The organism is Flavobacterium johnsoniae UW101 (genome assembly GCF_000016645.1).
GTDB lineage: Bacteria > Bacteroidota > Bacteroidia > Flavobacteriales > Flavobacteriaceae > Flavobacterium > Flavobacterium johnsoniae.
Genome location: NC_009441.1, coordinates 4,597,049 through 4,620,506, shown reverse-complemented (window position 1 = coordinate 4,620,506; position 23,458 = coordinate 4,597,049). Strand labels below are relative to the sequence as shown.

The window sequence follows — 23,458 nt, the reverse complement described above, 5'->3', positions numbered from 1 at the left end:
AATTTTTTTTATTCGAAAATGAACTTATAATTTTTAATAAAATGAATGTAAAAATAAAGTCTGTTAAATGGATCGTACTTTTAAATCTGCTGTTTGTAATGGCAGGGTGTACATCGAATAAAGCATTAATTAAAACGGGAGATAAAAAAGAAGATCAAAACTGGACAGGCACCTGGGCAACAGCTCAAATGCTTGTTGAACCAAAAAATATGCCTCCTGAACCCGGATTAGCACAGAATACACTTCGTCAGATTATTAAAGTATCGCTGGGCGGTAAACAGATTAGACTTCGTTTTTCTAATCTGTTTAGCGATCAGCCTGCCGTTCTGAAATCGGTAAGTGTTGCCAATGTTACAGAAGCTCCGGCTGTAGATATAAAAACACAAAAAATATTGAGTTTTAAGGGCAGTCCGCAAGTAACACTGGGAGCTGATGAGGTAGTATATTCAGATGCTTTTGATTTTGAATTACAGCCAGGACAGCTTTTAGCCATTACCATTCATTATGGCGAAATTTCATCAAACGTATCAGGTCATCCCGGTTCCCGCACAACTTCTTATATTTTACAAGGCGATCATATCAATAACGAATCTTTTGCAGGAGCAGTAAAAACAGACCATTGGTATTCTATTATGGGAGTCGACATTAGTTCAGTTAAAAATGAGAGTAATGTTGTATGCTTAGGAAATTCAATTATCGACGGCCGCGGATCTGGAACAAACAAACAAAACCGCTGGACAGATATTTTAGCATCACGTCTAAATGCGAATAAAAACACAGCCCATATTGGTGTGCTTAATTTAGGAATTGGAGGGAATTGTGTAGTAAGGGGAGGATTAGGACCAACGGCCTTAAATCGTTTTGACAGAGATGTACTTTCTCAAAGCGGGACCAAATGGCTTATTATTCTGGAAGGAATAAATGACATTGGCGGCATTCGAAAAGCAGAAGATGCATCAGTCACAGCAAAAGAAATTATAGAAGGCTATAAAGTTATGATTGATAAAGCCCATGCCAAAGGTATAAAAGTATTTGGCGGTACAATTCTGCCATTTGAAAAATCCTTTTATGATGCGCCTTTTAAACAAGATGCACGAGATATTGTAAACGAATGGATTAGAACCAAAGGCAATTTTGATGCTGTAATTGATTTTGATAAAGCAATGGCTTCAGACGTTGGCTCTAAAACAATTTTGCCAGATATGCACGACAACGATTTTTTACATCCCAATGAAAAAGGATATCAAAGAATGGGAGAAACCGTTGATTTAGATTTGTTTCAATAACACGATTTCACAAGACTAATTTTTAATTGCAAATTTTAATTAAAGTATAAAATGAAATTAATAATCAGGTTTTCAATATTTACGATTCTTTTTTTAACAGCACAGAAAGGATATTCCCAAGATCCGAATTTCCATGTGTATTTAAGTTTCGGACAATCGAATATGGAAGGTTTTGCCAAAATAGAACCTCAGGATAAAACAGGTGTCAACGAACGCTTTCAGGTTTTGTCGGCAGTTGACTGTCCTGAAATGGGACGCGAAAAAGGGAAATGGTATACAGCTGTTCCGCCTTTATGCAGATGTACCACAGGACTTACCCCAATGGATTATTTTGGAAGAACTATGATATCGAACCTTCCGCAGAATATAAAAGTCGGTGTTGTAAATGTTGCTGTTGGAGGCTGTAAAATAGAACTTTTTGATAAGAATAATTTTGAAAGTTATGTCGCTAATTCTCCCGACTGGTTAAAAAATATCGTAAAACAATACGACGGTAATCCATACGGGAGATTGGTAGAAATGGCTAAAATTGCTCAGAAAAAAGGCGTTATAAAAGGCATTCTGCTTCATCAGGGAGAATCAAATACAGGCGATACACTCTGGCCTCAAAAAGTAAAAATTGTTTATGATAATTTAATTAAAGATCTCAATCTTGATCCGAAAAAAGTACCATTACTTTCCGGAGAAACCGTAAATGAAGATCAGAATGGTAAATGCGGCAGTATGAATAAGATCATTGCAAAACTGCCTCAGGTACTGCCAAACTCTTATATTATTTCTTCAAAAGGATGTAAAGCAGATGCTGATTTCCTGCATTTCAGCCCCGAAGGTTACAGAGAATTAGGCAAACGTTATGCCGATAAAATGCTGTCCCTATCAGGATATATGCTATTTAACGGCAAAGAACCTTTTATTGTTCGTGCCCCTCTTGGATTTGATGAGGTAAACGCAAATGCTCCGCAAGGCAAGGTCGAAATAGTAAGTTACGAATCTAAAACAGTAGGTTCAACCAGAAAAGCAACTATTTATACGCCTCCGGGATTTAATAAAAATAAAAAATATCCGGTTCTCTATCTGCTTCACGGAATAGGTGGAGATGAAAAAGAATGGCTAAACGGTGGACAGCCCAATGTTATATTGGATAATCTTTATGCTGATGGAAAGCTTGAACCTATGATCGTAGTAATGCCAAACGGCAGAGCAATGAAAGACGACAGAGCCGGCGGCGATATCATGGCGGCAGATAAAGTAAAAGCTTTTAGTGTTTTTGAAAAAGACCTTTTAAACGATTTAATTCCTTTTATCGAAAAAAAATATCCGGTTTTAAAAGACAGGGAACATCGTGCTATTGCAGGTTTATCTATGGGAGGCGGACAGTCTTTAAATTTCGGATTGGGGAATTTAGATCAATTTGCGTGGGTTGGAGCTTTTTCGGCTGCGCCTAATACAAAAATAGGAACAGAATTATTAGCAAAACCCGAAGAAGCAAAAAAGAAACTCAAACTGCTTTGGATTTCATGCGGTGATAAAGACTGGCTTATAGAAAACAGCACCCGCACACATGATTATCTGGCTAAAAATAATGTTCCTCATATTTACTACATCGAGCCGGGAGTACATGACTTTAAAGTCTGGAAAAATGGACTTTATATGTTTTCACAGTTTTTATTTAAAGAGGTTGATCCCTTAGTTTTTCAAAAATACAGCATATCTGCCTATACTATCGAGAAGTAATTTTTAATTAAGAGAAAATAAAATGAAAAGTCTTTCAACATGGATTGCTTTATTGATTATTTGTATTTACAGCCCTTTAAAAGCGGCAGAACCTTTCATTACCCATGAAAAAAGTTCTAACGTTATAGTGCTGAAAGAAAAATCAGTACAGCCGTCTTTTTTCATAAATACTACGCTTGATGCTGGTATCATGCGCGCCGTATACAATCTCCAATCAGATTTTGAAAAAGTTACGGGTTCAAAACCTGTTATTCTAAATCAAAACCCAGCAGATTCTTCTCCTCTTATTATAATTGGAATGGCAGGAAATTCAGTCATTGATGATTTAATAAAGCAGAAGAAAATCAACGGAAAAGATCTTAAAGGGAAAAATGAAAAATTTATTATCCAGCACGTCAAAAATCCATTTAAAGGAGTTGAAGAAGCCATTGTAATTGCCGGCAGTGACAAACGCGGGACAATTTACGGCATATATGAATTATCCAGACAAATTGGAGTTTCACCTTGGTATTACTGGGCAGATGTTCCGGTAAAGAAAAGTGAAACACTTTATTTTATAAAAGGAACGTACAGCGATGGAGAACCGGCTGTAAAATACAGAGGAATCTTTTTAAATGATGAAGCTCCCGCATTGAGCGGCTGGGCAAAAAAAACATTCGGCGGATTTAATAGTAAGTTCTATGAGAAAGTTTTCGAATTATTACTTCGTTTAAAGTCCAATTATATGTGGCCTGCCATGTGGGGGAATGCTTTTTATGATGATGATCCGTTAAGCGGACCTCTTGCTAATGAAATGGGAATTATAATGGGAACATCCCACCATGAACCAATGGCTTTGGCTCAAACAGACTGGCACCGTTATATCAAAAAAAACAATCTTCCTAATGTTTGGGATTATTCTAAAAACAAAACTGTTTTAGATGAATTCTGGAAAAGCGGTATCGTACGAAGTAAAAATTGGGAAAAACTAGTAACCATAGGTATGCGTGGAGACGGCGATGAAGCTATGAGCGAAGGAACTAATATAAGTCTGCTTGAAAATATCGTAAAAGAACAGCGCCGTATTATTTCGCAGGAAACCGGACAAAGTACAGACAAAACACCTCAGGTTTGGGCTTTATACAAAGAAGTTCAGGATTATTACGATCAGGGAATGCGTGTTCCGGACGATGTAATTTTATTATTCTGTGATGATAACTGGGGAAATGTCCGTAAACTTCCAGATTTAAGAAAACCTCTGCACAAGGGCGGTTACGGTATGTATTATCATTTTGATTACGTTGGAGGTCCAAGAAACTCAAAATGGATTAATATAAGTCCGATACAAAGAGTATGGGAACAAATGAATCTTAGTTATGAGCATGGTGTAGATAAAGTCTGGATTGTAAATGTTGGTGATCTTAAACCAATGGAATTTCCTATCAGCTTTTTTCTCGATATGGCATGGAATCCTAAGAAATTTAATCCGCAGAATTTATTTGAATTTACCGAAAAATGGGCTGCAGAGCAGTTTGGAGAAAAACATTCAAAAGAAATTGCCGGATTTTTAAATACGTATCCCAAATTCAATCGTCGTGTAACACCAGAAATGCTCGACAGTCAAACTTACAGTCTTGAAAATTACAATGAATTTCAAAATGTAGTAAACGATTATAAAAATCTGGCACTTGATGCCTACAGAGTTTATAATGATTTACCAGAGGAATATAAAGATGCTTATTTCCAGCTCGTTTTATATCCTATAGACGCCTGCAGTAATCTCTATGAAATGTATTTTGCACAAGCGTTGAATAAAAAATTATACAAACAGAAAGATATTCAGGCTAATTATTATGCCGATTTGGTGAAGACTAAGTTCGCACGCGATTCTGTTCTTCAAAACAAATACAATAACGAAATTGCCAATGGAAAATGGCCTCACATGATGGATCAGATGCATATTGGTTACAAAAACTGGTTTGATACTCCTAAAAATATTTTACCTGAAATACAATATATTACAGCCTCTGAAAAAACAGAACGAAAAGTATTTGTAGAAAAAGACGGTTATGTTTCTATAGAAGTCGCACATTTTTCTAAAGTAAACGATTCAAAAAGAATTCATTGGGAAACAATTCCTGATTTTGGAAAAACAAAAAGCGGTATTACGACATTACCTCAAAACCTTTATCCGGACACAAAGGAAAATATTTTTGTAGAATATGAAATTGATTTTACTTCGACTGGAACTTTTAATGTTGAATTATTACTAGCGCCTACACTTAATTTTAACAGCAACAAAGGCCTTCGTTATGAAGTTTCTTTTGATGATGAAAAACCACAGCTTGTAAATTTTAACGGAAAATATCGCGGCGAACTCGGAAAATGGCAGGCAGAACACATGATCCATTCCCTTACGTCACACCAGATTTTAAAACCAGGCAGACATACACTGCGTTTTCGCGTACTGGATCCCGGAATAGTTCTTCAGAAGATTTTAATAAATACCGGAGGATTAAAACCGTCTTATCTGGGTGCGCCCGAAAGTGACAGGGTTTCACAGGATTAGTTTTAATTCAATAAAATTATGGTAAATATCTTTGAGAAATATAATAAACTAGGATGTTTAATAGCAGTATGCATTACATTTTCAGCAGCAGCTCAAATGAAAACATTTCCGTTACAGGAAGTGAGATTAGAAGACGGACCTTTTAAAAAGGCACAAGATGTTGATCTTAAATATATACTTGCCCTTAATCCCGATAAGCTTCTTGCGCCTTATTTAATTGATGCTGGTCTTCCGGTAAAGTCAACTCGTTACGGTAATTGGGAAAGTCTGGGGCTTGACGGTCATATTGCCGGACATTATTTATCGGCCTTGTCTATGATGTATGCTTCTACAGGAAATCCTGAGCTTAAAAACAGATTAGATTATATGATTTCTGAATTAGCCAGATGTCAGGATAAAAACGGAAATGGATATGTTGGCGGGATTCCGCAGGGAAAAGTTTTTTGGGACCGCATTCATAAAGGAGATATTGACGGAAGCAGTTTTGGCTTAAACAATACCTGGGTTCCCATTTACAATATCCATAAACTTTTTGCAGGATTAAACGATGCTTATCAATATACAGGAAACCAGCAGGCAAAAGAAGTTTTAATAAAATTGGGAGACTGGTTTATTGAAATGATAAAACCGCTGAGTGACGATCAGATCCAGAAAATTCTAAAAACAGAACACGGAGGCATCAACGAGTCTTTTGCAGATTTATATCTTATTACGAAGGATAAAAAATATCTGGAAACAGCTCAAAAAATTTCCCAAAAGAGTTTTTTAGAATCTTTAATAAAGAAAGAAGATAAACTTACCGGGCTTCATGCCAATACTCAAATTCCTAAAGTTATTGGTTTTGAAAAAATTGCTTCTATTTCAGCAGATAAAGAATGGTCAGAAGCAGTTACTTTTTTTTGGGATAATGTAACTCAAAAACGAAGCGTGGCTTTTGGCGGTAACAGTGTTTCAGAACATTTTAATCCTGTCAATGATTTCAGCGGCATGCTTAAGTCAAATGAAGGACCGGAAACCTGTAATTCCTATAACATGGAACGTCTCAGCAAAGCCTTATTTCTGGAAAAACAAGAAATGAATTATCTCGATTTCTACGAACGCACACTTTACAATCATATATTGTCAAGCCAGCATCCGGAAAAAGGAGGTTTTGTTTACTTTACACCCATTAGACCCAATCATTATCGGGTTTATTCACAGCCCGAAACCAGTATGTGGTGCTGTGTAGGATCAGGATTGGAGAATCATACAAAATATGGAGAATTAATTTACAGCCATTTTGATGAGGCTGTTTTTGTCAATCTCTTTATAGCATCAACCTTAAACTGGAATGAAAAAGGAATTGTAATCGAACAGCGTACAAAATTCCCTTATGAAAACAGCACCGAAATTGTTCTTAATCTCAAAAAAGCAAAAACTTTTGATTTAAATATCCGTCGTCCAAAATGGGCAGAAAACTTTAGAGTATTCATCAACGATAAAGAACAGAAAACAGAATTAAAACCATCGGGTTATATCAGTCTTAAAAGAAAATGGAAATCAAAAGATCATGTACGTATTGAATTTGAAACGAAAACCCATTTAGAGCAATTGCCTGATGGTTCTAACTGGAGCGCTTTTGTAAACGGCCCAATTGTTTTAGCTGCCAAAACTTCTAAAGAGGCATTAGACGGATTATTTGCGGATGACAGCCGTATGGGGCATGTCGCTTCGGGAAAATACATGCCAATGGATAAAGCTTATGCGCTTGTAGGCGAAAAAGCAAGTTATGTTTCCAGACTTAAAGAACTTGGCAATATGCGTTTTGCTTTGGATTCTTTAGAATTAGAACCCTTTTTTGAACTGCATGATGCACGTTATCAAATGTATTTCCAAACTTTTACTAAAGATGAATTTAAAGAAAAACAGGAAATACTGCGACAGCAGGAAATAAAAGAAATGGCGCTTGAAGCGAATACCATAGATAAAATTAATTGCGGAGAACAACAGCCCGAAGTTGATCATTTGTACAGAGGAGAAAAAAGTAATTCAGGATATGACGACGGCCGATTTTGGAGAAATACCCAGTCTTATATTTCCTATCAAATGATAAACAAAGACAAATCAGGAAAGTTCCTTGATATAAGTATTTTGGATACAATCAATGCCAATGATATTACTATAACGATCAACAACAAACCAGCAGAAATAGTCTCTTTAGAAAATAAAAAAATCAGGCTCGATATTGCAAAACAAGACGTTATAGCAATTAAAATAACAGCTAAAGACGGAAAAGTAAGTCCTAAGTTTTACCAATTACGAATAGTAAAAAATTAATCGGAAATTTTAAAAGTTCAGAAAATAAAACCATGAAAGTACTCTATAACCTATTAGCGATTTTTTTAATTCTTACCGGATCTAATGCGCAGGATAAAAAAGCCCAAAACCCTGTAATTTTTGCAGATGTTCCAGATTTATCCATTATCAGGATCGGAAGTAATTATTATATGAGCAGTACCACAATGCACATGAATCCGGGCGTTCCTATAATGAAATCAAAAGATTTAATTAACTGGAAAATTATAAACTATGCGTATGATACTTTAGGAAGCAGTGATGAACTAAATCTGGATAATGGCAAAAACACTTACGGACGAGGTTCATGGGCAAGTAATATCAGATTTCATAACAATATGTTTTATGTAACCACTTTTTCCCAGACTACCGGAAAGACGTATGTATATACCACAAAAGATATAGAAAAAGGGCCTTGGAAAGAAATTAGTTTTAGTCCCGCGTATCACGATCACAGTATTTTGTTTGATGACAATGACAGAGTTTACATGGTATATGGAAATGGTAAACTTTTTATTAAAGAACTACAATCAGATTTATCAGGAATAAAAGAAAACGGACTAGATCAGGTATTGATTGAAAATGCCAGCAGTCCGGCAGGAAATAACATTATGCTGGGAGCAGAAGGTTCTCAATTGTACAAGATAAACGGAAAGTATTATCTGTTTAATATTGTCTGGCCCAAAGACGGAATGCGTACAGTGCTTATTCACAGAGCCGATAAAATTGCAGGACCGTGGGAAGGAAAGATTGGTTTACAGGATTTAGGTGTTGCACAAGGAGGTTTAATTGACACCCCAGACGGAAAATGGTTTTCGTACTTCTTTAGAGATTATGGAGGCGTTGGCCGTATTCCATATTTTGTGCCTGTAAACTGGGTCGACGGGTGGCCTGTTTTGGGTGAAAATAATAAAGTGCCTCAATATCTTGATTTACCCGAAAGTAAAGGATTAATTCCGGGAATTGTGAATTCAGATGATTTCAGCCGAAAAAAAGGAGAAAAAGATCTGTCTTTAGTCTGGCAGTGGAACCATAATCCTGATAATTCGTTATGGTCTGTTCAGGAAAGAAAAGGATACTTACGATTAAAAACCGCTTCTATAACTAACACTTTAACTCAGGCAAAAAATACGCTTACACAAAGAACGTTTGGACCAGAATGTTCAGGAACGACACTTTTGGAAGTTTCTCAAATGAAAGATGGTGATTTTGCCGGACTTACTTTATTTCAAAAAGATTTTGGACTTGTTGGCGTAAAAGCAGAAAACGGATCAAAAAGAATTGTCATGATTGAAACAGTAAACGGCATTTCAAAAGAGATTCAAAGTGTTCCTTTCTCCGGAAATAAAATCTATTTCAAAGCTTCATGCAATTTTAAAGACAAAACAGATTTAGGACACTTTTACTACAGCCTTAACGGAAAAGAATGGATAAGCATAGGAAATGAAATAAAACTGCCTTACACGCTTCCTCATTTTATGGGCTACAGATTTGGTCTTTTTAATTATGCAGAGAAAAGCTTAGGAGGTTATGTCGATTTTGATTACTTCCATCTTGAGAATAAAAATTAAATGATAAACGAACAGCAGCATCTTTAATTCAAAAGAAAAAACATGAAAAATAATTATCTGTATCTTTTAAGTTTACTATGCTTTTTCAATTTAAACGCACAGCAGTATCCTTATAAAGATCCGTCGCTTAGTTCTAAAAAACGTGCAGAAGATTTAATTTCCCGATTAACGCTCGAAGAAAAAGCAGCTTTAATGTGCGATCAGAGTGATGCAATACCCCGATTAGGAATTAAAAAGTTTAACTGGTGGAGCGAGGCTTTGCATGGTTATGCCAATAACGATAATGTTACTGTTTTTCCTGAACCAATAGGTATGGCGGCATCGTTTGACGATCAATTGGTTTTTCGTGTATTTGATGCCGTTTCAGATGAAGGCCGTGCAAAATACAACCAATGGATACAAAACGGAAATGAAAACAAACGTTTCTTAAGCCTTTCGGTCTGGACGCCCAATGTAAATATCTTTAGAGACCCACGCTGGGGGCGCGGACAGGAAACCTATGGCGAAGATCCTTATCTGACTTCCAGAATGGGAGTTTCGGTTGTAAAAGGACTTCAGGGACCAGCAGATGCAAAATACCGAAAGCTCTTGGCCTGCGCTAAACATTTTGCCGTTCATTCAGGACCTGAATGGAGCAGACATGAATTGAATTTGAATAATGTAAAGCCGCGTGAACTATACGAAACCTATCTGCCTGCATTTAAGGCATTAGTACAGGAAGCCGATGTAAGACAGGTAATGTGTGCGTATCAGCGATTAGACGATGAACCTTGCTGCAGTAACACCCGATTATTACAACGTATTCTTCGCGATGAATGGGGATTTCAATATCTGGTAGTTTCAGACTGCGGTGCTGTTACTGATTTTTATACCACACATAAGGTTTCATCAGATGAGGTTCATGCCGCATCAAAAGCTGTATTGGCAGGAACTGATGTAGAATGTGTATGGGATAAATATCCGTTTAAAAAACTTCCGGAAGCCGTTGAGAAAGATTTAATCAAGGAAGAAGAAATTAATAAAAGTCTGCTTCGTGTTTTAATAGGCCGTTTTGATTTGGGCGAAATGGACGATGACTCGATTGTGCCTTGGGCTCAAATTCCGGCAAGTGTGCTGAATAGTAAAGAACATCAGCAATTGGCTTTAGAAATGGCTCAAAAGTCAATGACACTTTTACAGAATAAAAATAATATTCTCCCTTTAAATAAAAACGTAAATAAAGTGGCAGTTATAGGTCCAAATGCTGATAACGAACCTATGTTATGGGGAAATTATAACGGAACTCCCAATAAAACCATTACTATTAAAAAAGGAATTGAGGGAAAACTGGCTGCAAATAAAGTCCTGTATGATAAATCTTGTGATTTAGTTGAAGACAAAGTAACAGAGACTTATTTTGATCAAATTTCTTTTGAAGGAAAAAAAGGAATGAAAGCAGTTTATTGGAATAACCCTAATAGAGAAGGAAACAGTGTTATTTCGCAGCAAATATTAAATCCTATAAAAATGACCACAGCAGGTCAGCATGAATTTGCTTCAGGAGTTAAACTAGAAGGATTCTCTGCAAAATATGAAGCCGAATTTACAGCAAAAGAAACCGAAAACCTTGTTTTTAAAACCGGAGCGACTGGTGCTTTTGAATTGTTAGTTAACGGTAAATCGATCGCAAAGTATACCAATTGGCGTACTGTTCCTGGAAAAATCCCGTTTCCAGTTGAAGCAGGCATGAAATATAAAATCGAAATTCTTTTTGCACAATCCAATGATTGGCAGGCTAACTTAGAATTTGATTTTGGAAAAGAGTTTGATATCGACTTCAAAGCCTTGATTCAAAAATTAAAAGGTATTGACACCGTAATTTTTGCAGGAGGACTTTCGACTTTATTAGAAGGAGAAGAAATGCCTGTTTCTTTCCCCGGTTTTAAAGGTGGTGACAGAACTAATATTGAACTCCCTGCTGTGCAGAGAAAATGCTTAAAAGAACTTAAAGCAGCAGGTAAAAAAGTAATTTTTGTAAACTGTTCTGGATCTGCTATTGCTTTAACACCAGAAACAGAAAGCTGTGATGCTATTCTGCAGGCGTGGTATCCGGGAGAATCAGGAGGACAGGCTGTCGCCGATGTACTTTTTGGAGATTATAACCCTGCGGGGAAACTGCCAATTTCATTTTATAAAAACTCAGATAAATTAGGCGACTTCGAAGATTATTCTCTTAAAGGGCGCACGTATCGTTATACCACAGATGTTTTGTTTCCTTTTGGTTTTGGCTTAAGCTATTCTAAATTCGATATTCAGGCTGGAAATCTAAGTAAAAACAAGATAAAACCGAATGAAGATACACAGCTGAAATTTTCAATAAAAAACAGCAGTAAGCGCAGCGGAACAGAGATTGTTCAGGTGTATGTCCGAAAATTAAATGATACAGAAGGTCCGTTAAAAACATTAAAAGCTTTTAAACGAATTGAGTTAAAGGCAGGCGAAAAACAAAATGTTACAATCGATTTACCCGCATCTTCATTTGAGTTTTATGATGCTAAAACCAGAGGAATGAATATAGCTTCCGGCGAATACGAAGTGTATTATGGAAACAGCTCGGATACTAAAGATTTAAAAATGACTAAAGTGGTTATTCAGTAAACTAAAGACTGCCTCTTAAATTTCTTTATCAAATAAAAAGTAATTAATCTACAGCGAATTATGAGTTTTAAATATGTTTTATGTTTATGTCTGTTTAGTTTTTTAAGCCTAAATGCACAATCAGTTATAAAAAGCCCCGATGGAAAACTTAAAGTTTCTCTTTTTGTTTCTAACGGCCAGCCTTTTTATAGTATTTCTTATAATGAAAAAACGTTTTTAGAAAAGTCACCTCTTGGTCTTAAAACCAATGTCGAAGATTTTACAACCGGATTAGCTTTAAAAACAAATCCGGTTCAAAATAAAATTGACGAAAACTACCAGCTTCCTAATATAAAAAACAGCAATGTTCATTATGAAGCCAATGAAGCTGTTTTCTCTTTTACTAAGGAAAATAAAGCAGCGATTGACATTATATTTAGAGTGAGTAATAACAATGCGGCTTTTAAATATAAAGTATATCCGCAAAAGGAAAGCCGTTCCTGCGTGGTAGAGGGAGAAGCTTCAGGTTTTCTTCTGCCGGAAGGCACCACGACATTTCTTTGTCCGCAGAGTAAACCCATGACCGGATTTGCCAGAACTATGCCCAGCTATGAAACCTCATATACATTAGACGAACCTATGGGGAAAAACGGAATTGGAGAAGGATATACATTTCCTTGTCTTTTTAAAGTGAATAGTAACGGATGGGTTTTAATTTCTGAAACCGGTGTAGACAGTGGTTATTGCGCCAGCAGATTAATAGGACACGAAAAAGGATTGTACACTATTGGTTTTCCAATGGCAGGAGAAAATAACGGAAACGGAACAACAGCTCCCGGTATACCGCTTATTGGCGAAACGCCGTGGAGAACTATTACTGTGGGCGAAACTCTGAATCCTATTGTAGAGACAACAATTCCTTTTGATTTAGTAAAACCAAAATACGAAGCTTCAAAAGAATATAAATATACCAAAGGTTCGTGGAGCTGGATTATAAAAATGGATAACAATACTACGTTTCCGGTGCAGAAACAATATATAGATTTTAGTGCCAGGATGGGATATGAGACCATTTTAGTTGATGCACTTTGGGATACTCAGATAGGAAAAGATAAAATCGCCGAACTGGCACAATATGGGACCGAAAAAGGTGTCGGCTTGTATTTATGGTACAATTCAAATGGATATTGGAACGATGCGCCTCAAGGACCAAGAGGAATGATGGATAACAGTATCATTCGCCGTAAGGAAATGGCGTGGTTAAAAGAAATTGGTATAAAAGGCATCAAAGTAGATTTCTTTGGAGGCGACAAACAAGTGACCATGAAATTGTATGAAGATATTTTGAATGATGCTAACGATTTTGGACTGATGGTTATTTTTCACGGCTGTACATTACCAAGAGGCTGGGAGCGTATGTATCCTAATTATGCTTCAAGTGAAGCGGTGTTAGCGAGTGAAAATCTGCATTTTGGACAAGCAAGCTGTGACAAAGAAGCGATGAATGCGTCAATACATCCATTTATTAGAAATACAGTAGGAAGTATGGATTTTGGCGGAAGCGCTCTAAACAAATTTTACAATAGTGACAATACTCCCAATAAAGGTTCAAAACGAATTACTTCAGATGTGTTTGCTTTGGCGACGGCCGTACTTTTTCAAAGCGGTGTACAGCATTTTGCACTGGCACCAAACAATTTAACTGATGCTCCGGATTGGGCAGTAAAGTTCATGAAAGAAGTTCCCACGACTTGGGACGAAGTTCGTTTTTTAGATGGATATCCGGGTAAATATGTTATTCTGGCCCGCAGAAAAGGAACAAAGTGGTACATCGCAGGAGTTAATGCTCAAAAGGAAACCTTAAGCTTAAAATTAAAACTTCCAATGATGGTTTCTGATGCATCATTAACCTGTTATTTTGATGATGAAAAACTAAACGGAAAAGTAAAAACAGTACATCTTAAAAAGAACAAGGAAATAGAAATAAAAATTCCAGCCAACGGTGGAATACTAATAGTGAACTAAATTATAAAAAGAACATCTTCTGATATAATCTACCCAATATTGTGTTTTTATAAAATCAGCCATATATAGATTTTAATTTAAAAATCATTTAAAAATGTTTTCAAAGAAATGTTTTGCTGCTTTGTTTTTTATTATCAATAGTTTGTTTTCTCAAAATACATTTGAAAACTATCGATTTCGTCTGGTAGATAATACAACTTCAAAAAGCGGTATATATACCATTGCGCAGGATCAGTTTGGAATTATGTGGATGGGAACAAATGGTGCAGGATTGTATAAATATGACGGAATCAATTATATTGGTTATGAACAAGACTCCAAGCGAAATAATTCTATAAACAGCAATTTAATTTATACGGTTTATGTAGACAGGCAGAATCATTTGTGGGTGGGTACTGATGAAGGTTTATGCATATACAATAGAAATTTAGATACTTTTGAAAATATTGATCTTCGAAAAAAAGAAGACAAAGAAACTGTAGTTTCTGTAAAAAGTATCATAGAAGACAATAATGGCAACATTTTTTTAGGAACATTTAATAATGGTCTTCTCAGGTTAGATACGAAAACACATGAAATTACAAGGTTTAAACTTGATACTCCAAATGTTTCAAATTATTTAATCAATTCTTTAGTAAAAGATAAAAAAGGCACTATTTATTTAGGTACTAATTTTGGTCTAAAAGTAGTAGATCCAATAAAAAATGAAGTCAAAAAAGTAATCCTTCCTAAAGACAATGATTTAATCTCAGGCTCAATTGTATCTATGTTTTTTGACAGCGGCCAAAACCTATGGATTGGCAACGGATACAAAGGACTGGTAAAAGCCAATTTATATGCTGCGGTAAAACAAGCTGTCTCTTTTCCAATTACCAAAAAAAGAATCATGTGCATTCGCGAAGCAGATGATCACACCATTCTTTGTGCTACTGAAAATGACGGTTTAATCATTGTAGATGAACTGGGTGCTGTTCAAAAAAAATATGTAAACAGCAAATACAATAATCGCAGTCTCGGATCTAATTCTGTATGGTCTTTACTTGTAGACAAAGAAAAAAGAATCTGGCTGGGGTATTATAATAAAGGTTTGGGAGTTTTTGACCGCATAAACAGTAAGGTAAACGGAATAGAAAGTCTTCCCGGAAACCCGCAGTCGCTGCAAACCAATTGTGTTACCGGTATTGCCAAAGATCATCTGGGTCAGTTATGGATTTCTATGGAAGGCGGGGGCGTAGATATTTACAACCCCGAAACCAAAAACTTTCAACATATTACAAAATCAGACACCCGTTTTTATTCGGGATTAACAAATGACAATATCACAAAAGTTTTTATTGATCAAAAACAAAATGTTTGGCTTGCCAGCTGGAACGAAGGAATCTTTTTTCTAAAAAAAGGAAGCAGCACTTTTATTAATTACAATACAAAAAATACTCCGGATCTCACCTCCGACAATATAATGAGTATTGCCGAAGATTCCAGAGGTGTAATATGGATTGGAACTTTTTCAAAAGGACTTCATTATTACACACCAGCTGACGGGCGTTTTCATCATTGCAATCAGAAATCTTTTTATGCAATTGGATTAGCAAATGCAGACATTCGGAAAATCATGGTCGATTCTGATGATGAAGTCTGGGTTGGTTCTACAACCGGCTTATATAAAGTAAGTACAACGAATTTTATAACTTTTTCAGTAATGTCCCTAAGAGATAAAATGTCTGCAAAGCTTAAAAATCGTAAAAGCACGCATACTATCAATACTTTGTATCAAACTAAAAATAAAGAAATCTGGATTGGAACCGATGGTGCGGGATTGTTTACCTACAATAAAAAAAAGGATGATCTAAAATGGTATATAGATTTTAACGGCCTTCAGGAAAAATCAATAGCCTCTATTGTAGAATCTAATGATGGTGCGATATGGTTAAGCGGCAAAAAGGGAATCAGCAGGCTGGACTTAAAGAGCAAAACAACAGTAAATTATTCTACCTATGATGGTTTACTGGGGAATGATTTTAACAACAATTCGGTATTAAAAGATGAAAACGGAATTCTTTATTTTGGAGGTTATGAAGGCTTAAATTATTTTGATCCTTCAAATTTAAAAAAAAGCCGAAAACAGCTTCCAATTTATTTCACAGACCTGAAGCTATTTAATAAATCTGTAAAACCGCTGGAAAAAAACTCACCGCTTATAAAAGTAATATCAGAAACAAAAAAGATAATCCTTAAACATGATCAATCTGTTTTTACGATCGATTTTATTGGTATAAATTATTCTTTTCCCGCCAGAACAGAATTTGCTTATTACTTAGAAGGGTTTGAAGATTCCTGGAACTATGTAGGCAGTAAACGCTCAGCAACCTACACAAATCTTGCACCCGGAAAGTATATTTTTAAAGTTAAAGCTTCTGAAAAAAACGGAGTCTGGAGCCAAAAACCTTTAGAATTAAAAATTGAAATCCTGCCGCCCTGGTGGAAAACATCATTTGCCTATTTATTCTATTCTTTATTAGTATTAGCAGCGATTCATTTTGGCAATCAATATTATCAAAACAGGTTTAAACAAAAACAATTAATACAATTTGAAAAGAAAAAAGCAGCTCAAATTGAAAAATTAAATGATAAAAAGTTACAGTTCTTTACCAATATTTCACACGAGTTTAGAACACCGCTTACTTTAATTTTAAATCCCTTAGCCGATTTACTTAAAAACAACAGCACAGAACTTTCAAACGGTGTTTTGAATAAGCTGCAGACCATTCAAAAAAGTTCTGACAGACTTTCAAGATTAATCAACGAGCTGATGGATTTTAACCAGCTGCAGTTTAATAAAATGCCGCTCAAAGTACAGCAGTTAGAAGTAGTGGGTTTTACAAAAGATATTATAAGTTATTTTGATGAAGAAGCCCTGAGCCGTGGGATTGACCTTAAATTTGAATCGGATAAGAAAACATTAAAAGACTGGGTCGATCCGAAAATGTTCGAGAAAATTATTTTTAATGTAATATCAAATGCTTTTAAGGTTACTCCAGATAATGGAAGAATAACAATAAAATTAGTGATGAATCAGGAATTGGTTTATTTTCCGTCATTGACTCCTGCTTATACAAATCCTTCTTTTTCGGTTATTGTTGAAGATACCGGCGCAGGATTGGACAAAAAAGATATTAAACGAATTTTTGATCGTTTCTATCAGGTAAATAATTTGAATAAAGCCTATTACGGAAGTACAGGAATAGGTCTGGAAGTAGTTCGCGGTTTTGTTGAACTCCACAAAGGAATTATTGAAGTCGAAAGTGTATTAGGAGCAGGCACCACTTTTAAATTAATATTTCCCACAGGAAAAGACTTTTTTAGTGAAAATGAAATACTGCATGAAGAATTAAAAAAGGAGAAAAAAATAAGTTTCACGCCCATAGTTGAAAAAGAAGAAATTCAATTACCGGAAGATCAGGAAAAACAAGATCGGGTGTATACTATTTTGATTGTGGAAGATAACACAGAACTTAGAAATTATCTAAAAAACGAACTTAAAAAAGAATACAAAGTACTGACTGCCGAAAACGGTCAGATTGGTTTGGAAACTGCTTTACAAAAACTGCCCGATTTGATTTTGACCGATGTAATTATGCCGGTTATGAATGGTTTAGAGTTGTGTAAAAGTATTAAAGCAGATTTAAAAACAAGCCATATTCCGTTAATGATGCTTTCGGCAAAAGCATTAATAAAAGATAAACTCGAAGGAATAGATTCCGGTGCAGATATGTATCTGAGTAAACCATTTGACATGGATATTTTAAGGTCCAGTCTGGTACAGCTGCTAAAAAGCAGGCAGATTATGTTCAATAAATTCTACAACGGCATTACGCCAAAGGCAAAAGAAAAAACCACCACGCTGGATAATGAATTTATAAAAACAGTGCTGCATTATGTTAATGAAAATATTAACGAATACGAACTCAGTGTTGAGGTTCTGGCATCGAAGGTATTTTTAAGCCGAAGCCAGTTGTACCGAAAAATAAAAACACTTACAGGAGTTTCAGTAAATGAGTTTATACGCAATGTACGTTTAGAAAAAGCAAGAGAATTAATAGAACTTGGCAATGATAATATAACCGAGATTAGTATTAAAGTTGGTTTTAGTTCTCCTTCATATTTTACAAAATGTTATAAAGAAAAATACGGACAACTGCCTACGCATAATAAATAGTCAGTTTCTTTTTTAATTATTTCTAAAGACGGTTTTATACCGTCTTTTTTTTTTGCTCTAACAGCAGAATTTTTTTTACATATGAAGGCTTTAATTGTTGAAAATCAGAATGATTAATGTCAGATTTCTTTTGAAGTAATTATCGAATAATTGCAATCAGCATCTTTTTTTATTTCATACATAAAAAAAGAAACACATTATTATTAAAATCCTATTTCTGTTTTTTTAGTAAATGGCTTAATAACAGTCAATTAGGCGATTTCTGTAGTTTTCATGCTACAAAATTGATAGTTTTTGCATCATTTTTAATAGGTAAAATTTAGGTTAAGCTTATATTTTTGGATTGTAAGAAAACTAAAACAACCCATAAAACAAGTATTAACAATTTTAAAAATTACAGTATGAAATGAACACTAACTTATTTATTAAATCCTTATTTGAATAAAATTAGAAGAGCTGCAACAGCTTTTCAATTTTATAAGTAAGCCTGCAATAAATAAAAAAACTTTACAACCGAATAACTATTTAAACTAATCAAAAAACCAATTGAAATGATGTTAAAATTAAAATTTGCAATAATTACATTGCTAATAATCAGCAGTCATACTATAATGGCACAGTCTAAGACTATACATGGGGTGATTACAGATCCTTCGGGGTTTCCTCTCCCGGGTGCCGGTGTTAATGTAGAAGGTTCAAAAAACAGCACCTCTACAGATTTTGACGGAAAGTATACTTTAAAAGATGTTAATCCTACAGATAAAATTACCTTTTCGTTTGTAGGTTTGATTTCTCAAACAATTACAGTAGGAACAAGAAGCAATATTGATGTCACACTGGCATTATCCACACAAAATTTAAATGAAGTTATAGTAGGATACGGAACGCAAAAAAAAGCTAAAGTAACCGGAGCAATCTCTACAGTAGGTTCAAAAGATATTGCTGCAGTACCCATTACAAATGCAGAATCGGCTTTACAGGGAAGAGCTGCCGGTGTTACTGTTGTAAATGGCGCGCCGGGTTCTAATCCTACCGTTACCATTCGTGGTTTGGCTACTATGGGAAATAGTGCTCCTTTATACGTAATTGACGGAGTTTTGACAGGAAACCTTTCGGGACTGAGTCCTAATGATATTGAATCGATGTCTGTTTTAAAAGATGCTTCAACAACAGCTTTATATGGTTCAAAAGCTTTTAATGGAGTAATTATGGTAACCACAAAAAAAGGAAAAAAAGGACCAGGTCAGCTCACTTTTAGCACTTACGCCGGTTTTCAAACTATTACCAAAAGATATGATGTTTTAAATACACAGCAATATCTGCAGTATGCTAAAGATCTGGGAAGTGATTTAACAGCAAGAGCAGCTGAATTTGGAAACATTAATACCAACTGGCAGGACAAGATTTTTCAAAGCGGTTTAATGCAGGATTATAATTTAAGTTTTTCAAATGGTACCGAAACTTCTACAGCCCGTTATTCTGCCGAATATTTAAAGCAGGAAGGAGCCGTTATTAATACAGGTTTTGAACGTTATTCTTTTAGAGCCAATAATACACAGGATATCGGCAGACTTAAAGTAGGAAGTAATATTGGAATATCTTTCAGTACAATCAATCCGGAACGCAGCTCAGGAGGAAGAACATTACTTGAACATGCAATAAAAATGGCGCCTTATTTACCAGTTTACAACGATGCTAGTTTAGGAGGTTATCAAGGACCAAGCGCTATTGACGGCAATGATGCAGAAAATCCTGTTCGTGTAGCAAATTTAGGGTATCAAAAAATAAACAATCTCTCAATAATAGGAAATATCTACGCTGAATTAGAGATTTTAAAAGGTTTAAAATTTAAATCACAAGTTTCATTGGATTACTACACAGGTAAAGATCATACATTCGTACCGAGCTACGCTGATGGTTCTTACCACAGACAGGCGTTTTCTACAACAAATGAAACCAACTCGCAAGGCCAGACTATTGTTTACGATAACAGCTTAACATACAAAACTACTTTTGCTGCAAAGCACAATTTAGAAGTTTTAGGTGTTATAACGAAAATTGACGGAAAGTCACAAAATCTGGTAGCAGGAAGCCGTTACAATATTTCAGACGAAATTGATCAGCTGCGATATAATGAAGGAAATTTAAGTTCTGCAAATTACGTAGAAAAGAATATTGGATATATTGCCCGTATCAATTATGATTATGATGATAAATACCTGCTGGCTGTTTCCGGACGCCGTGATGCATCTTCTCGTTTTGGAGCTAATAACCGCTGGGGGAATTTCTATTCAATAGCGGCAGGATGGAATATAGCCAAAGAAAGTTTTATGGAGAATTCTATTTTCAGCACTTTAAAACTTAGAGCAAGTACAGGAACAACCGGAAATGACAGAATAGACAATTACCAATACGCAGCTACATTGCTTGCTGATTATAATTACCCAATTGCAGGCGGAAATGCACCGGGTGTATCTCTGGGAGTTGCTTCAAATCCTGATTTGAAATGGGAGTCTAAAAAGGATAGAAACATAGGTGTAGATTTTGGTTTGTTTGACGATCAATTCACAGGATCTTTTGAATATTTTAATAATAAAAGCAGTGATATCCTTTTTGCAGTTCCTTTAGCAGCTTCTGTTGGATCTGCCGGAGGCGGAACTCAAATTCAAAATATTGCCGATGTAAAAGTATCCGGATATGAAATCAGTTTAAGTTACAATGACAGAAAAGGAGATTTCACATGGTCTGCTACAGCTAATTTAGGAACAAGTAAAAATGAAGTAACAAGTTTAGCACCGGGAGTTACCAGTGTATTGGGAGGTCCAACTGCAAGAGCAGGTTTAGAGAACTTTTCTAGACTTGAAGTAGGCCAGCCGTTATTTTACTTTTATGGTTACCAGACAAATGGAATTTATCAAAACCAGGCAGAAGTAGATGCTGTTTTTGGACCGGGTCAGACAAATATACAGCCGGGTGATATTAAAATTGTGGATCGTGACGGAAATAAAGTCATCAATTCAAACGACAAAACGAATATTGGAAATCCATATCCTGATTTTACGTATGGTTTAAATATTACTGCAGCTTATAAAAAGTTTGATTTTAACTGTTTCATTACAGGAGTTCAGGGGAATGATATTTACAATGCCAATACTTTTGACTTAAAAGGAATGAATCGTTTGTTTAATGCCAGTACTGATGTTTTAGACAGAGCAATAGTTGCGAATGGAGTCGTTACAAATCCATCGGCAACTCTGCCTAGAGCGCAGGGAGCAGATATTAACTGGTCTTCAGCAAATCAGCGCTATATTGAAGATGGTTCTTATACGAGATTAAAAAATATCACATTAGGATATACCTTATCAGGAGAAACATTTGATAATCATTTTTCAAATATAAGATTCTATGTAAGCGGTCAAAACCTTATTACTATTACGAAGTATACGGGATTAGATCCTGAAATTGCACGTGCAGACGGAAACGCAAATTCTGCAGGTATCGACTTAGGAAGATATCCACAGCCTAAATCAGTAATTTTTGGACTTGATGTTAAATTTTAATTTATAAGATGATGAAAAAAATAAAATATATAGTTGCAGCATTGTTGGGAGTTTTTGCAATGCAGTCATGCGACACTGCGGAATTAGAATTAAAAAATCCAAATACGCTTTCGCCCGATACTTTCTTTAAAACTGCAGCACAGGTAGAATCTTCTGTAAATGCAGCGTATGCAAATTTACAGACAAGAGGACTTTATGCCCGAAACCTAGCTTTTGCAATGGATCTTATGGGGCAGGATGCAGCAGGAAATCCCCAGTTAGAAGGGAATAAAAAGCCTTTTCAGGATTTTTCTTTTAATGCCGGAAATGATATTATTCAGTATTATTGGGAATCTTGCTTTTTAGGAATATCCAGAGCTAATTTTGTACTGGATAATGCAGATAAGATTAATGCTCTGCCAGATGTAGTTTTATCACAAGAGAGAAAAAATAAATTTTTGGGAGAAGCACATTTTTTAAGAGCTTATTATTATTTCCTTTTAGTAAATCGTTTTGGTGATTTACCAATTTATAAAACCGGAACTATTGTAGGCGCGGCAAGAAGCCCTAAAGCAGAAGTTTATAATTTGATTAGAGATGATTTTGAATTTGCTTCTCAAAACCTTCTTTCTAAGAATGGTGAACAAGCAGGAAGAGCCACAAAAGAAGCTGCTTATGCTTATCTGGGTAAAGTATTACTTTATGAAAAGAAATACGATCTGGCTTTAGCCGCTTTAAACAATGTTACAGGATTCAGCCTTGAAGATAAAGGCAGTTTTTACAACAACTTCATGGAAGAAACAGAACATGGAAAAGAATCTGTTTTTGAAATTGAATTTAATGAAAACAACGGAACTGGTAACAAATGGGATGATGCAGGAAATAGCGGCGGAACTGGTTTTGCTGAGTCAACTCTGAGAGGACAGGAATACGGTAATTTGAGCTGGTTTAATGTGTATCCGCCAGATGCGCTGCTGGATTCTTATGAGGCTGGAGATTTACGTTTTGACGATACTTTTTATGTTCCGGGTTCAAAATATTTAAAAGGAACCCTAACTATGACAGCGCAAAATTTTAATACATCTGCAGGACTTAGAAGAGCAGGCTGGAAAAAATACCAGAATTATTATAAAAAAGAGGATGAAGCAACACAATCGAGTATCAACTTCAAAGTTATGCGTTATTCAGATGTACTGCTTATGAAAGCAGAATGCGAAAACCAAAGAGATGGAGGTTCACAGACTGCCGCCATTGCCTATATCACACAAGTAAGAGATCGTGCAGGTTTAACAACTGCCATTGCTCCAACAAAAGAAGCTGTTTTTGCTGCAATTGTGCACGAACGTAAAGTTGAATTTGCAGGAGAGCAAAGCCGTTTTGATGATATTATCAGATGGGGCATTGCGAGCACAGAGTTAGCAGGAACAGGTTTTCAGGCTGGTAAAAATGAATTATGGCCAATTCCAAACAGAGAAACATCTTCTAATCCAAATATAAAACCAAGCGATAACAATCCTGGTTATTAATGATTAAATTATGTTAGATTGAGTTAAGTAAGTTAGTATTTAGGTAAACAGCGCATTTTAATG

The 23,458-nt window shown here is 35.5% G+C and carries 10 protein-coding genes; all 10 read left to right on the top strand.

Annotated features, from left to right (window positions below; translation table 11 throughout):
* Positions 1 to 41: 41 nt before the first annotated feature.
* The 10 genes from FJOH_RS20085 to FJOH_RS20040 all read left to right on the top strand — a co-directional run bounded on the left by FJOH_RS20085 (position 42) and on the right by FJOH_RS20040 (position 23,395).
* Positions 42 to 1,286 carry an SGNH/GDSL hydrolase family protein gene (locus FJOH_RS20085; RefSeq protein ID WP_012025856.1) on the top strand — a complete coding sequence of 415 codons (1,245 nt, stop codon included), beginning with the start codon at positions 42 to 44 and terminating at the stop codon, positions 1,284 to 1,286.
* 51 nt (positions 1,287 to 1,337) lie between these two features.
* Entirely contained in the window at positions 1,338 to 3,020 is a 1,683-nt protein-coding gene (locus tag FJOH_RS26660; protein WP_012025855.1) for a sialate O-acetylesterase, read from the top strand.
* A gap of 22 nt (positions 3,021 to 3,042) precedes the next feature.
* Positions 3,043 to 5,568, top strand: a complete 2,526-nt coding sequence (locus FJOH_RS20075) for a glycosyl hydrolase 115 family protein (RefSeq protein ID WP_012025854.1) — start codon at positions 3,043 to 3,045, stop codon at positions 5,566 to 5,568.
* Between the two features lie 18 nt (positions 5,569 to 5,586).
* On the top strand, positions 5,587 to 7,884 hold the full coding sequence (locus tag FJOH_RS20070) for a glycoside hydrolase family 127 protein (RefSeq protein ID WP_012025853.1): 2,298 nt from the start codon (positions 5,587 to 5,589) through the stop codon (positions 7,882 to 7,884).
* 32 nt (positions 7,885 to 7,916) lie between these two features.
* Complete coding sequence (locus tag FJOH_RS20065; protein ID WP_012025852.1) at positions 7,917 to 9,473, top strand: glycoside hydrolase family 43 protein; 1,557 nt, start codon at positions 7,917 to 7,919, stop codon at positions 9,471 to 9,473.
* Between the two features lie 42 nt (positions 9,474 to 9,515).
* Positions 9,516 to 12,110, top strand: coding sequence for a xylan 1,4-beta-xylosidase (gene xyl3A, locus FJOH_RS20060; RefSeq protein ID WP_012025851.1), 2,595 nt, complete (start codon positions 9,516 to 9,518; stop codon positions 12,108 to 12,110).
* A gap of 60 nt (positions 12,111 to 12,170) precedes the next feature.
* The gene (locus FJOH_RS20055) at positions 12,171 to 14,114 is read left to right on the top strand and encodes a glycoside hydrolase family 97 protein (RefSeq protein ID WP_012025850.1); all 1,944 of its coding nucleotides are present in this window, start codon (positions 12,171 to 12,173) and stop codon (positions 14,112 to 14,114) included.
* A 94-nt stretch (positions 14,115 to 14,208) separates the two neighbouring features.
* On the top strand, positions 14,209 to 18,330 hold the full coding sequence (locus FJOH_RS20050; RefSeq protein ID WP_012025849.1) for a hybrid sensor histidine kinase/response regulator transcription factor: 4,122 nt from the start codon (positions 14,209 to 14,211) through the stop codon (positions 18,328 to 18,330).
* A 551-nt stretch (positions 18,331 to 18,881) separates the two neighbouring features.
* Entirely contained in the window at positions 18,882 to 21,890 is a 3,009-nt protein-coding gene (locus tag FJOH_RS20045) for a SusC/RagA family TonB-linked outer membrane protein (RefSeq protein ID WP_012025848.1), read from the top strand.
* An 8-nt stretch (positions 21,891 to 21,898) separates the two neighbouring features.
* Positions 21,899 to 23,395 (top strand): RagB/SusD family nutrient uptake outer membrane protein, encoded by a 1,497-nt coding sequence (locus FJOH_RS20040; protein WP_012025847.1) that lies wholly within the window; start codon positions 21,899 to 21,901, stop codon positions 23,393 to 23,395.
* The last annotated feature ends 63 nt before the right edge of the window (positions 23,396 to 23,458 follow it).